Raw genomic sequence first — 13,558 nt, 5'->3', positions numbered from 1 at the left:
CAATTTGGTCCGCGGCTCTAACCGCCTCTCTCTAGGTCGTCGATCTGTCTACGGAGATCCTGATCCGCAGGATTTTCCTTCGCAAGCTGCTTCAGCAATTGGATGGCCGGCTCCGGTTGGCGCCACTTTTGCAGTTGCTTTGCCACGTAGCGTCGCACGTCCGCCCAGTCGCCTATAGCGATATTCTCTTTCTTGAGGATGCCCTGGGCCTTCGCGAAATGGCTCATGGCCGGGATCTTCTTGCGCTCGGCGGTGTAAACCTGACCGAGACAGAAGTGGGTATAGGCTGCGTCTTCGACTCCCGAAGCTGATTCTTTGAAGATCTCGATCGCCTTGCCGAAGTCGGCCTGGATTTCGAAGGTAAGGCGCCCGAGGTTGGGGCGCGACGAGGCGAAGCTCGGGTCTGCATCCAGCGCGTCGTTGAAGGCCTTCTCCGCCTTGGCCGCCTCATCGCGAGCTCGGGTCTTGTCTTTCGTTCGGCGCGCGATGGCAGCTAGGGATTCGTGAACGCTCCCGGCATTGTTCCAGTGCCAAGCCCATATCTCGGCATGCTGGCGGCCGAGGAAACGTTCATGCTTCTCGAGAAGGACGCGCCGTTTTTCAAGCTGCTCCAAAGCATGTTCTGCGGCGGTCTCGATCTGGCGGACGTGACTATCCCAGCGGGGACGCCAAACATGCAGATGGATGTGCATATAGTCGCGCGTCTCCTCAGCCTGGTAAAAAAGCTGTTCGACGCGAATGCGACGATCGCCGGACCGCTCACGCAAACCGTGAATGAACTCGCTCTGTCCGACCGGAACTCCGTTCGCCTTCAGCTCTTTCAGCAGACCATCGAGAAGCTCGATACCCTCGCTATAAAGTCTCGAATCGTATGTCTCGACATAGGCTGCCGCCAAATTGTAGGTCGCGGCCGCCTTCAATGGAAAAACCTTGCTTTTCATGAACCGCTTGAAAACAGGGATCGCCTCTTTCTGATCCATGTCGCCGAGGGCCGATTGCGTGATCCCAAGATAGAACCTGGGAAGCGCGTCCCGCGGGCTGACCGCGAGGCAGCGCCGAAGCACCTCGCGCGCACGCAGGAGCACCTCGCGCGATGATGTCTCCTCATAGCGTCGCATCAGTTGCATGGCCTCGACAAACAAGCCGGCAGAATAGCTATCTGAGAGCTTCAACTCATCGGAGGCCGAAAGCTGCGGCGAGAGCGCAAATGTGTTCATTCCCGGACCAAGCTGTCTCCATACACGGCGTATGCCAATTTCTGGCCTATCTCACGATAGCCGAATATCGTCCGGTCGGCGAGAGCCGGGATCTGCCAAACTTTCTCGGTACGTCCACCCCAGCTGAGCAGGGCATACACGTAAGCGCGCTTTTCGAGCGTTTCAACGCGCAGCTCGAACTGAAAGCTGTAGTGGTCACGCACGGCTTGCATAATCGCCGCCAAGCGGCTGATATCAATGCCCTGCACCTTGAGATCAGGCCCGGCGAGGTCACTCAAAGACAGCGGTGTGAAGAATCGAGCCTGGCTGGTGCCGACCGCCGACAAAGCCGTGCCATCTTGCTGATAGCGGCGCAGTTCGCGCATCGTGACAACAAACTCGTCGAAGACCGAATTTCGCAAAGCCTCTTCGGCGTTCCCGGTCACAGAGACCTTCCAGTCGTTAGTGCGCTTGAAAAAGAAGGCGAACACACCTTCAATGAAAGGGCCTAGCCAGCCTCTCCAGATGAGGCCCAGGCCAATGAGCAGCGCTACGAAAGATATCGCGTAGACCAAGTAGTCGATCGGCCACCATCTGTTGAAGGGAGCCGACAAAAAAGCCCTAATGCCCAGAGGTGCTGCTTCCTTCTGGCGAACGGCCGCAGAAATCCCTTCGCGCGCGCTCGTGGCGACTACGCCATCTTGCGCGCCGGCAGCGCTCTCAAACGCTTCCACTGCCTTATCCCAGTCGCCTGCTTTCAGAAGCGTCTGCCCCAAGTCGAGCTTGTGAGACGCTGTATCGGCCGCGTCCTGGTCAAAAGCTTTCTTCTTTCCAGCAAGCGCTTGCGAGAGACCATCGCGGCTGGCTTTAGCAACGTCATCGCTTGTTGCGGCGGCCGCACCGGTGAAGGCCTCAATTGCCTTGTCCCATTGCTGCGCCCGCAAAAAGGTCTCAGCAAGGGAAAGCTGGCGCATTTCCATCGCGCGTTTGTCTGTCACGACGGGCACAGCTTCTGCGGCCAGCCCCCGAACAGGATGCTGAAAGTGGCCGCATATCAACAAAATGAGTAAAAAATGCTGGTTTCTTCTTGCCATCGCGATCAGCGATCTCCTAGATACAGCCTGAGCAAGTCCCGTTAAATAAACAACAAAAATGCTTCGTGTCAGCCAGACTTTCCTATCGGCATCATAAGCACGCCAAAGCGGCGCTCAAGGCTGTTGACCTCGCCTACTCGGAAAAAAATACGGCAGGCTCCGATAGCCTTTCGGTGTTCGCCCAGCTCTGTTTCGATGCACTGGCACAAAGGCCAAATTCGCTTCCCAAAAACTTTGCGCTGCGATTGGCAAGTCTGACTGGCGCATCCGCCAGGATGCGTCCGGACAAGCCCCTGTGGCTCGTGCAATGCGAAATCGTCTTGCACTTGAGCGAGCGCCTGCTCGGGTCGAGCGCCACGCTTGGCGAAATCGGAAACAAGGGCACCATAGTGCACCGAGCTCGCAGGAAGGATTGCGGAACCTATTCAACACCGGATCACATCGCCGATAATCTTGTCGGCCGGGTGTTTTCCGAGCTCCGGCCGGCTGGCCAGGCGCATCTCCACGTAGTGGACCTGTCGGCTGAGGCTGGCCACTTTGCTCTCGCGGCCTTTGGGCAGCGTGGACGGCCCTTTGTCCGCTTCCAAGCCTTCGACCGGGATCCGGAAGCGGTCGGTCTTAACCGGACGATCTTGCGAAACGCGCAAAGCTTGCTGACAAGCAGGGATTTTTGCTTCCGATCGTCGATCCAAGAAAGTGTCTTGAGCCGCACGGAAGAGCTTGTCGATATCGATGTCGACGCCGTCATCGGCAACCCGCCCTGGAAGACGCTGCACCCCACAGACGGGAAGCTGTTGGCGGCGGCCTATGGTCCCTTGCTCAGCGCCCGCTTCGACGTCTACCTCGCCTTCATCCTGAGGGCCGACGCCATACTGCGCGCCGGCGGGATACTGGCGATGGTCCTGCCAAGCGCATTTCTTTACAACGACAGTGCGTCTGGCGTTCGGCGATTTCTTCTGGAGCGCTATGATCCGGTCTACCTTGCAACCTATCCAAGGAACGCATTCGTAGAATATCGCAGCATAGCGCCAGTCGTCATGATCCTGCGCAAAAAAGCAGCCACGACAGCGATCGCTTCGAAAGCGCTGATCGAGATATATCGATCATTGGTTGAGACGGCGCCCTCGGCCATTGCTTACACTGTCAATCCAAGCCGAGACTGGGAGGGCAACCCGCGCGCCGCCTTCATACATAGCCCAGCGCTGGTTGCGCCTTTCGCAGCGGCGCCCGTTCGCGATCGCACGCCGCTGCCAGAGCTGGGCTCGTTTTCATCAGGCGCAAAATACAGCACTAAGCGAGGCAAAACGACCGACGCGCCTTTTACCGGTGTCAGCGCCCGCGACCTCGCGCCGTTCCACGTCGATACAAGATCAGCAGTTGGGTTTGGGGAAGGTGCGGCAGTGTTCGACAGACCACCACCGGTTCAGTTTCTGCCCGATTCCAAGATCTTCTTCCAGACCGTACGTTGCGTTTCATTGGCGCAGCGGCTAGTTGCAGCCACGGGGCAACCGGGCGAATTGGCCTGCAGCACCGCAGCGATGTTTGTGCCCTTCGATCCCGGCCATGCACACTTTATTTCCGGCCTGCTAAATTCCTCCTTCGCCAATGCGTGGTACAAGAGCCGCGACTGTAACCATTCCATCAAAATCTCAGTGCTGAAGGATCTTGAGATCCCCGTCGAACTCGATCTGTGGAACGAGATCGGGCAATGCGCAAGCGATCTGCGCACCCACTTTCTACGCTTGCGGGAGCCGGCGGTGTCGTGGCCTGCTCCATCGGGCGCGATCATATCCCAAGGAGATGAGGATGGGGGAGAGCTGCGCCGCAAACTGGACGAGTTGGTCTTCGATCTCTACGAAGTTTCAGCATCCGAGCGAACTCGCCTGAGGACCATTTCAGCGGCGCGATCGTTTTAGGCTTGTGGTAGGGTGAAGCCGATCGTCAATGTCCGGTGAAACTTGATGGCCCTTGCTCCCGATACAAAACTTGCCCAGGTCCGCCAAGCAATGGCCGAAGATGACTGGGAACGCGCCATACGGCTTACTGCCAAACTGCGTTCGCTGGGCAAATACCAAAAGGCAATCGACCGTGCGAACGATTTTCTAAACCACCCAGCTCTCTACGAGCAGATGGGTTATGATCGTGAAAAGACGATTGCAGAGGCAGTAGCCGCGTTAAAAGACAAGTTCAGCCGGTCATGGCAAGCGGTTGCCAGCGATAACAAGAGACGGAAGAAAGCAAATCAGGCGCCTGGTGATGATGCGCCTGCTCGTCCAAAATGAATCCGCTCAGGAAGGACGGAGGCGCGAACATAGCCGGTCCAACCACGTTCGCGGCCACCTAGCACGCTTCAATTCCGCTCGCCACCAAGTTACAAGTGCGGCATCTGGCAGGCCAGCTAAGGAAGAGAGATGAGCAGACTTTCAGACGAACAGGCAGCCGAAATCGAGCGCCTGCGCGAGGGCAAGGGTTCGACCGCACGTCCCGTGTCTGCGGGCCTTGAGGGGATTTTATACAAAGCGATCCCCGTGCTCGACCACGGTTTCGTGCGGGTTGTCGACTATATGGGCGACGATGCCTCAGTCGTGCAGGCGGCAAGGGTTTCTTATGGGCGCGGAACAAAGAAGTCTTCCGAAGACAGGAACCTCATTCATTATCTTTTGCGGCATTGGCACACGACCCCATTCGAGATGGCGGAAATCAAGTTTCACGTAAAGATGCCGATCTTCGTGGCACGCCAATGGATTCGACATCGCATGGCAAATGTAAACGAATACTCTGCCCGATATTCGATTCTCGACCGTGAGTTCTATGTGCCCGCTCCCGAGCATCTTGCCTCGCAGTCGGCTCAGAACCGGCAGGGCCGCGGTGAGATCGTCAGCCCTGCGGAAGCAGAAAGGGTCTTGCGGATTCTGACTGAGGACGCCGAGCGCAACTATGATCACTACTTGATTTTGCTCAACCAAAGCGAGAACGACGAACGCTTGGACGAGGGCTATCAAGGCCTGGCACGGGAATTGGCGCGAATGAATCTCACACTCAATTTCTACACCCAATGGTATTGGAAGATTGACCTCCACAATCTGATGAACTTTCTTCGCTTGCGTGCGGATCCGCATGCGCAGTACGAAATTCGCGCCTATGCCGAGGTCATCCTCGGTATCATGCAAAAATGGGTGCCCGTTTCCTACGAAGCTTTCCGCGAGCATCGACTGGAAGCAGCAAGCTTCTCCGGCGAAGCCCTAAAGGCCCTGCGTCGAATGCTTGCTGGCGAAAAGGTCCAACAGATCGATACCAAAATGTCAAAGCGTGAATGGGACGAATTCGTCGCGAAATTGCAAACTAGCTGAATCTCTAACGTGTCTGATCTTGCCCCGGCCCTGGCGGCCTCGAAGGGTTTCGGCGCAGAGTTCGTTTTGCGAAACCATAGGGATGTTCGAAGGTGACCTCAAAAAGCCAATCTGCCAGCGCTTCTTCAAGCCAACCGCTGCGGTTGCAGATCCGGCGCGAGAGCAGCGTTCACGACATCGAGCAGTTCATAACTGAATTTGCCGGCCTCGTTATGACCATGCACGATAATGTCGAGGTGAAGCTACCTGGCAAGATCGAACCAAGCGTTCTCGCCGACATTTGGGCTGCGATCGCATTCGGGACGTTATGCAGGACAAGCCCAGCTCGCCTTACCGCCTGGGGCGTTCAGAACAAGATCGATTTGGCGACAGCCTTCGCCACCAGCCCCACTTTTTTGGTGGGACTGGCTATGGCTGCAACAATTGGACCGGAGAATGGCGATAAAGTCGATCTTTCAGCAGCTCGGCAGCATTTCGCGATCGAAAACAAGGGGCTGGTCGACCCCAACAGTGGCGCCGCGCAAATGCTGGTCGAGTTCGATCCCGATTATAGCATTGCGCCCATCCTTAGAGGCGGGCACGGTTTCGCCTCAGTACTACCGATTGCTCGCAACCGGATATTCGAGCAACTTATCCTGAAGTTTCGACGCCGTCTGGAAATCGGCGCTCTACGCCGCAGGATCGAACCTGTCGCCAAGGGGGCCGCCGGAAACCTAGGCAAGTTTCTCACTGAACTGCATCAAAACGGTCACGAGCATGGATCGCGCGACGCCCACGGGCGGACGATGCCGGGCACGCGTTTGATGCGTCTGAAGAAGCACACCGCAAACAGCAAGCAACAGTTACTTGAACGATGCGCTGCCTTCTCCGAACTGACTCAGCACGTTGAGCGCAGCGTGAGCGCGGAGAAATTTCCCACGCTGATCGAAGCCTCGGTATCGGATTTCGGCTTGGGCATTGTCGACGCATTCGCCGCCTCCGCCGCGGGTCGTAACCTGCGACTTGAGCGACGCGAGCTGCTCGACGGACTGATTTACGACCGCCTGAGCTCGAAAAGCGGCGACCCTTCTGCAGGGCTTGGTATTCAGAAAGCTCTTACAGCCGCCAAGCAAATGAGTGCTTTCGTTTCATTGCGGACAGCGGAGTTTTGGCTGACGGCATCATTTGCCGGTGACAACGCCGAGACGAAACTGCGCGATCTTTCGGGCAAGACATATTCGCGGGTAGCCGGCACGCACTGGCAGATCCTCTGGCAGCAATCCTAATCGCCGGCTACGCCATCATGCACGTGTTCAGTGTCAGGCTTGAACGGGAAGAACCCTCGATTTCTGTACTGGTTGTCCAGTTCTCGAGTGAGCGATCTATCGAAGATCTGTTGGACCAAGTCTACAACGGCTATTTGGCAGAGAGACTTCAAGCCAGCGGATTGATTTTGCGGCCGGACGTGCGCGATATTTTTTCCGGTCACGACCTGGAAGAAGCGCTTCGCGGCGGGGAGACGGGCGACAGCGCATTTCTCAACGCGCTTTCTATTGCTTTCCACGAGCCGGCCGCTCCGTTTGCCCGGTTCGCAGGCCTTCCGATATTCGTTCTGTACGCCGATGGTTATCAACCGACGCTGTCTGCCAACATAAATCCCGAGACGACAGTGCCCGAACTGGTGCAACTTCACCTGCGCCGAACCGATGTCCTGGAAGACGTTAGGACCGCAGAGATGCGGTTCATGATTGACGCCTCCCGCGCGCTCCTGCCGCCCATGGAAAACACCTACTACATCAATCCCTCGCATCGAGCTGCGAAGTCGTTCTTGAGGGTCGGCAACATTCAATACTCCCGCCATGCGACAGACGCCGTCACCTTCTGGCTGTTGCCATTCCTGCGAGATTGCAAAGCCATTCTGGTCGACACCTGGTCGCTTTCGTCTGTCGCATTCAATGTCAGCAGGGTACTTGCCTCGATCCGAGCGCAAAAACCAGTTCCGGTAGAGATGCTCAGCCAATATCAGGATATGAGCAATGAACGGCAGGCCGCGCTGACGGAGATTCTTGGCAGATTGAGCGGCGACACCCACGCGGGGACGCTTGAGGAACCACTGAAAGTCACCTGCATCGTCAGCGTCACCCATACCGGCTCTTTGGTAAGTGTGCTCCGTGAACAAGTCGATCTTTCCGGCATCCCCATCGAACTCGAGTTCGTCGCCCTCTTTCAGTTGGGGAATACTGGGGATCTGCAGGCCCTTTGCGACCTGTCACGAGATGAAGATTTTGCCCCTTTGGGCGACAGCGATGTCAAGGATAGGTCCTCCATCCGAATCGACGAGCGGATATATTTTCCGCTCACATACGCAGACATTGCCCACTCGATACGAAAACCGCAGGCAGATCCGTTCCGCTCGTTTGTCGACCTGGTCGGCGGTCACAAGATTATCTCCGCCCATCGGGACCAGCCAACGGACGGGGCTACGAGACATCACGCCATTCACATCGACACGGAGAAGCTCTTTGCGCTGCAGCCCTTCCGGGACAGGTTCCGCGAAGCCATCCGCGCGCTCACGCCACCGCCGTCGATTGTCTTGACACCGAAACACGCCGCTGCCCAGCAAATGTCCCAAATGGCGTGCGAGATTATCGAAGAGCTACATGGCACCCGGCCACAGGCCATCTCACATACAAACCTCAGCCTGAGCACGGAAGGGCCGCTAGCTGAGAGTGACCAAGCTGTCCGGGAGATGCTGGTCGAGATACCGGCGGCATCCTCCATTCTGACCCTAGACGACTGTTTCATCACAGGCGCGCGTATGACCGGATATCAAACCAGGTTGCGGCAGTTCGCCGTCTCGGCCAGGCTGCACTATCTTGTAGGCTTGGCACGGCCTGAGAACCCGTCAATCTGGCAGGAATTCCAGAAGAAACTTTCGTTCCGGTCACCCCAGGACAGGGCGCACCATGCCTCGAACACGATTTCGTCTATATTGGAAGTAACGCTTCCAAATTGGCGGGAAGATCGGTGCCCTTGGTGTCAAGAGGCGCTGTGTTACCAAAATTTGTTGTATAAAGGGAGGAGCTTACCCTCTGAAATTCGCAGCAGACAAGTGGTGCTAGCCAACCAAGACGCCGGATTGCAGGATAATCTTTTTCTTGATTCTGGCACGAGTGCGATCAAACTCTATTCGGGATCAATTTTCGCGCCGGAGAACAGCAGCCAAGCCGAAATCTTTGCAGCTGTGACCGCCGCCCTGCAGCAACTGAGGGTCCAACCGTCAGGCGGAAAACCACGACTGGGACCACGTCGCCATCCCGTCGCGACGGTCCTGGCCGCCGAGGAGTATCTGCGCACGACATACACTGACACGGTCATTCGCGCTTCATTCTTGCGCGGTGCCTCTTGGGAAGAGCTCACCTACACACGCCGGGAGAGTGAGCAGAAGCGTTCAGAAATGATCGGCGATATCCTCTCGAAAGGAGAGACGGACGAATCTAATCTCTCCCTGGAACTGGTGCTTGCCGACGCCCTCGGCAAGGCCCATATCGACGACCAGGCAATCCACTCAATGACGAGCCAGACTGCCGCGGAGCTTCTGAGCCTCGTCAGATTGCCGGACAGAAAGCCCTGATCAACCACTTCGACAGGATGGCTTTGTTCACTCGCGATGTAACGAGGGCCGACCACACAGCGCGATCGGCAACAATTGGTTGCGGGGACAGGATTGGTTTTTTGTCCCGCGGCGTCGGCTTTGCCTCCTTGCAGGGCAGGCCCCCGAGCCAAGGAAAATCGATGGCCAGCCCAGCCGAGTATCAAAACTGCACGCACGAGGCGGACCGTTTTGCCGGCTGAGCTGAATGTGTCATTTGTCGAACGCTACATGGACGGTGTCGAACTTTCCAAGGGTGCAGTTCAAGGCATTCGCTTCGACATCGTCGATGGAGAACCGTCGTTCAGGGTTGGCGTTCGTCCTGGCGAGCGAGGCGATATCACTATTGAGATCACGGTCGCGGCTGCGCAGACACTAACAGTCTGCGTAGTGGCGATCCGGCATATTCGGCATCGATCGACCATTTTCGTCGCATGGGGTCAGATGCGGGTTGATGGCGACCCTTCCTGGATGGGCAGTTGGCTGGCGGTAAGCTCGGCGTGGTTTGGTCGTCTATGTCTGCTCGGAGCAGGCTTCGGCGACAAGTGGCGCTGCTTTGCGCGTCGACGGCGGCGTCCGTAGTCAATCGTCTAAGGGGCGCTGTCGTCATACGCTGACAGGTCTTCCCTAGCGGTCCAACTCCCGGTTTATGCAGGCTCTCGTTCGCCTCACGGCGTCGAGGAGGCTTGGCGGATTTGGGGGCAACCGGGAACTGCCGTTGGCTCTATGGCGAAAGGCGTTAGCGGTCTGTTTGACCTCCTTCATTCCGCTATCGAGTTTGACGCCTGCCGCCAGGAGACACTCGCACGCTGAATAGGCCAACGCTTCAGCAAGAATAGGTTGGGCGGCAGCGGCTTTGTATCTCTCTTGCGCGATCGATGGTGCCGCTTCCTCGACGATCGGCTCACCATGCTGGTCAAGGATCTGAAACCTGGCCGCCCCGGCGCCAAATCTAAAATGCGCGGTCTCGGTCTCCATGATGAAATCTACTAATAATCGGTCCCCGAATGAGCGAACCGTTCCGGTCAACGTCACATTTGATTTGCCAACGATTCCGGCCACGATGGCATTCATTTCCCTGACGGCCAACTTACCAGCGTCATAGGCTTCTCGGGGCGTGGAACTAGCGCCCAACCGGGCGACCTTCAAAACAAGATGCTCTTGCCCGTCCTGACTAAGCACCTCAACGGAAGGGTCGAACGGAGCCGAGAATAAATCCAGCCAGTTGCGCCGCTCGGCTCCATCAGCCCTTAGAAGTAGCCGCACCGGTTATCCTCGCGGTTGTAGGGAGCTAATGCAGTCTCCGTAGTATGTGATGACGTCATTCCCAGGCGCGGCTATTGAAACAGAGGTGGGCATTCGAAGGGAAAACGTCAGCTCCTGTGCCCCTATTTCGGCAACCATCAAACTTGATCCGACGCTTAACGGAACGGGCGGGTTTTGTCCGACTTGCAGGGTATTGTCGTTAGCTCCCATCCCGCCACGGAACGTTAGCAGCATCGGAGGCAGGTGCTCAAACTTGCAGGAGACCACAGTCGGTTCTCCCGCCGCAAGCGCAACCATCTGAAAGGGCAGGCACAAAGCCACAGCCAGTCCAATTAGTCTTGCTGTCATCGTCGCCATTCCTAGCATAAGGTTTCGCACGCCTGCCCGTCGCCATCCCGGTCGAGCTTGCCGCCCCACGGGCAATTACTGAGATACCATTGAGCCTCGTCGCACGAGCTGATTTGCGAGCATTTCCGCCGCGGCTGGCATGAGTAGCTTTGCGCTACCTGTTGACGGCTGATGGTGCCGAGCGGTTGGCTCACCGCCGGTTGGGCATTGTCTCCATACCCCGCGCGCCATTCCCACGGCGCTTGGAACTTTCCGACCCACAGCCCGACCTTCGCCGCTTCCGCCTTCCCCTGCTGCGCTGCATAGGCACCATGGCTGTAGCGGGGCCAGTCGATCGCCTGGCCGTGCTCGACCATCCAGGCGCCCACGCTGGCGCCATCGGCGCGCTGGCAGTCGCCGACAAAGCGGTGATAGCGATCCCAGGTCACGAATGTGCATTGCACTGGCTCCGACACGGCCAGGAAGGTGTCAAGCGCCTGTGCCGATCGCCGGCCGCAGGGATAGTCGGCCCCGCTCGCATTTTTACAAAGCTGCTGGCTCTCCGGCGCGTCGATGCCGTTGAAGCGGATGCGCTGTCCGTGGATTTCGATCGTGTCGCCGTCGATGACGGATGCCACGCCGGCAATCGTCGCCAGGCCCGCGCTCGTCCAGTTCGGCAGATGGAACTCGGGTATGCGGTCGCTGTGTTGCATGGCCGTTTGCGCAGCCAGAGCGCCAGCCGCGGCCACCGTCACCAAGATCAGGCGCCTTTGCACCACGCCAAGTGGCCTCCGGCGAGGCGATCGCATTCTACGCAGCATTGCTAGTTCGCCTCATGTCCGGTGCGGCCGCCCGGTTTCGCTTCGGCGGCACGTTCACCGCAAGCCCGGCCTAGGCTGTCAACCCCATTGCGCAGATCGCATGGATGATTGCCAGAGTCCCCGCCGCCACCTTGGCGCGCACCTTGGCCTGGCGGTGTCAGCGGGATTCCGCGAAAGGCCTGGATGACTCCAGCTGTTCGCTGGCCGTCGCCCTCTATATGCGTGTTCTGACTGTTCGGGTTGAACGGGTCGACTGTCTGGGCGAGGCTATTGGCGCGATTGGCGTCGCCGGCAGAGAGCGTCACGCTGTCGTAGTGATTGAGATAGTCCGCTGCGCAGCCGCTCATTGCCAGAACGATGCCAAGGCAGATCGCCAGGTTCCGCTGCATGGCCCCTAGACCGGCGCCGGCTTTATGCCGGCGGCTCTCAGTTGCGCACCAAGCTTCGCTCGAGTCTCACACGCGGCCTTGTCGCCGGCGACGCACTTGTTATTCGCGTCTGACCAGTCCAGCAGCGCCGTATTGATCCAGCTGCCAGGTGCGCGCTGGATCCCATAGCGTGTCGGTGGCGCGCCACCAGCAACGGCTGGAGCTGCCGTGGCACTCTGGCCATGCGGGGCACGCTTCCACCCGCTTAGGATGAGGCAGTTCTTCATATACTGGTCTTCGGCAGCCAAGTTGCCGAGGGCATTGCCGATTCCGGCCCCCGCAACAAAGCCCGGGGACCCGATAGCAATATAGCCTTGGTCAACCGACCCCTTGCATTTCGCATTGAGCGTGGGCGACGTCGAAACTAGGCCCGTAGCCTATTTGCATGTAGTCAGCTTGATTGCTTGTTTGGCAGCCGCCCAGCGCTGCCGTGGCACCAAGTGCCACAAATGCTTTTATTCTCATCCCCCAGCCCTCCCAAGGCCGAGTTAGCATCTCCTAAAGTTGAATTTGGTGCAAGAGTGATAAACAAATCTGGTAAATTCTGCCAAATTCCACCTGTTGGCAGTTCGTAGACTTCCCTATTACGACGGATATACCCCGTTATTTTATCCATCATTCCGTAGGAATGAAGATGCGAAACAGCGAATTGGCGCAACGGCTATGCAAGGGCTGGACCCCATGGGCAAAGGGTCCAGGCGACCACGATTGAGATAAATAAGGTGGGCGGCCTGCGTGCTGCATTTTCCGAAGCTGAACTTTTCGACTTGGTTCGAGGGCTCGGAAGTCGTCGGCACCTGGCATTGGGGATTTCGTCAGGAGCGGCATGCTTCCCCCTCTGACCCGATCGTGCATCTCTTACGGGATGTAGAGCTACGGATTCCGGCTGACGTCCGCGACATGCGCCCGCAGAGTAGAGTGAACCTCTAACATGGAAGGTGGAGGTTTTTGTCCTCCTTGGGCGATCAACGCTGGAATTTCGGCGGGGGGCGCTCGATCAAGGATGCCGAGACCGAGATTACGCCTTTTGAAGGCGTGCAGAATTGACAGAAAGGGCAGTTTCAGGTCATGCGGCCGGCAGCATTCGCCATAGCGCCGATTTGATCCGCAGCTGCAAAGCTCGGCCTCCTTAAACTGAGTTAGCCGATAATAGGGATCAGATTGGCCCAGTTCATCAGGCATCGCATACTGGCGTCCCGGCCACCGATCAAACACCACCAAATGAAGGTGACGAAGCGCCCATACGCTATAAAGGTCGAGCAACGTGCACAAATTACCACCTGGCGACCAAGCTTTGTCGAGCATGGGGTGATAAGCGCAGACCGAGCCGTCAGGGAAATTGGTATGTCGCGGGCCGATCCATTCGACCTGCCCATCTTGCTTCCAGAACGCCCATCCACGCGGCTCGACCGCTGGTGTTTCTGGCAAGGCAATAAGGAATATGG

Annotated in this window: 11 protein-coding genes; 6 read left to right on the top strand and 5 right to left on the bottom strand. The window is 57.6% G+C overall.

The window, feature by feature from the left end; all coding sequences use genetic code 11:
* Positions 1-17 precede the first annotated feature (17 nt).
* Entirely contained in the window at positions 18-1,217 is a 1,200-nt protein-coding gene (locus tag AC0NID_RS13740; protein WP_473454488.1) for a tetratricopeptide repeat protein, read from the bottom strand.
* The gene (locus AC0NID_RS13735) at positions 1,214-2,290 is read right to left on the bottom strand and encodes a tetratricopeptide repeat protein (RefSeq protein WP_473454487.1); all 1,077 of its coding nucleotides are present in this window, start codon (positions 2,288-2,290) and stop codon (positions 1,214-1,216) included. Before AC0NID_RS13735 ends, AC0NID_RS13740 begins: the two co-directional genes overlap by 4 nt.
* A gap of 65 nt (positions 2,291-2,355) precedes the next feature.
* Here AC0NID_RS13735 and AC0NID_RS13730 point away from each other — a divergent pair, with 65 nt between their 5' ends.
* The 6 genes from AC0NID_RS13730 (at position 2,356) to AC0NID_RS13705 (ending at position 9,853) form a co-directional block, all read left to right on the top strand.
* On the top strand, positions 2,356-4,206 hold the full coding sequence (locus tag AC0NID_RS13730) for an Eco57I restriction-modification methylase domain-containing protein (RefSeq protein ID WP_473454486.1): 1,851 nt from the start codon (positions 2,356-2,358) through the stop codon (positions 4,204-4,206).
* Positions 4,207-4,251: 45 nt separating this feature from the next.
* Positions 4,252-4,572, top strand: a complete 321-nt coding sequence (locus AC0NID_RS13725; RefSeq protein WP_473454485.1) for a hypothetical protein — start codon at positions 4,252-4,254, stop codon at positions 4,570-4,572.
* Between the two features lie 129 nt (positions 4,573-4,701).
* A complete protein-coding gene (thyX, locus tag AC0NID_RS13720) occupies positions 4,702-5,640 on the top strand; it encodes an FAD-dependent thymidylate synthase (protein WP_473454484.1) in 939 nt (312 codons plus the stop codon).
* A gap of 92 nt (positions 5,641-5,732) precedes the next feature.
* The gene (locus tag AC0NID_RS13715; RefSeq protein ID WP_473454483.1) at positions 5,733-6,905 is read left to right on the top strand and encodes a hypothetical protein; all 1,173 of its coding nucleotides are present in this window, start codon (positions 5,733-5,735) and stop codon (positions 6,903-6,905) included.
* 17 nt (positions 6,906-6,922) lie between these two features.
* Positions 6,923-9,253 carry a hypothetical protein gene (locus AC0NID_RS13710; RefSeq protein WP_473454482.1) on the top strand — a complete coding sequence of 777 codons (2,331 nt, stop codon included), beginning with the start codon at positions 6,923-6,925 and terminating at the stop codon, positions 9,251-9,253.
* Between the two features lie 210 nt (positions 9,254-9,463).
* Entirely contained in the window at positions 9,464-9,853 is a 390-nt protein-coding gene (locus AC0NID_RS13705; protein ID WP_473454481.1) for a hypothetical protein, read from the top strand.
* A 45-nt stretch (positions 9,854-9,898) separates the two neighbouring features.
* Here the strand turns inward: AC0NID_RS13705 and AC0NID_RS13700 are convergent, their stop codons facing one another.
* The 3 genes from AC0NID_RS13700 to AC0NID_RS13690 form a co-directional block, all read right to left on the bottom strand.
* A complete protein-coding gene (locus tag AC0NID_RS13700) occupies positions 9,899-10,537 on the bottom strand; it encodes a hypothetical protein (RefSeq protein WP_473454480.1) in 639 nt (212 codons plus the stop codon).
* Positions 10,538-10,896: 359 nt separating this feature from the next.
* Positions 10,897-11,619: a thermonuclease family protein gene (locus tag AC0NID_RS13695; RefSeq protein WP_473454636.1), complete on the bottom strand. Its 723-nt coding sequence runs from the start codon at positions 11,617-11,619 to the stop codon at positions 10,897-10,899.
* Between the two features lie 68 nt (positions 11,620-11,687).
* Positions 11,688-12,074: a hypothetical protein gene (locus tag AC0NID_RS13690; RefSeq protein ID WP_473454479.1), complete on the bottom strand. Its 387-nt coding sequence runs from the start codon at positions 12,072-12,074 to the stop codon at positions 11,688-11,690.
* Positions 12,075-13,558 lie beyond the last annotated feature (1,484 nt).

It is taken from the genome of Mesorhizobium sp. WSM4821 (assembly GCF_055901555.1).
Note: the sequence above shows the minus strand (reverse complement) of the source record. Positions and strands in the feature narration are given on the sequence as shown.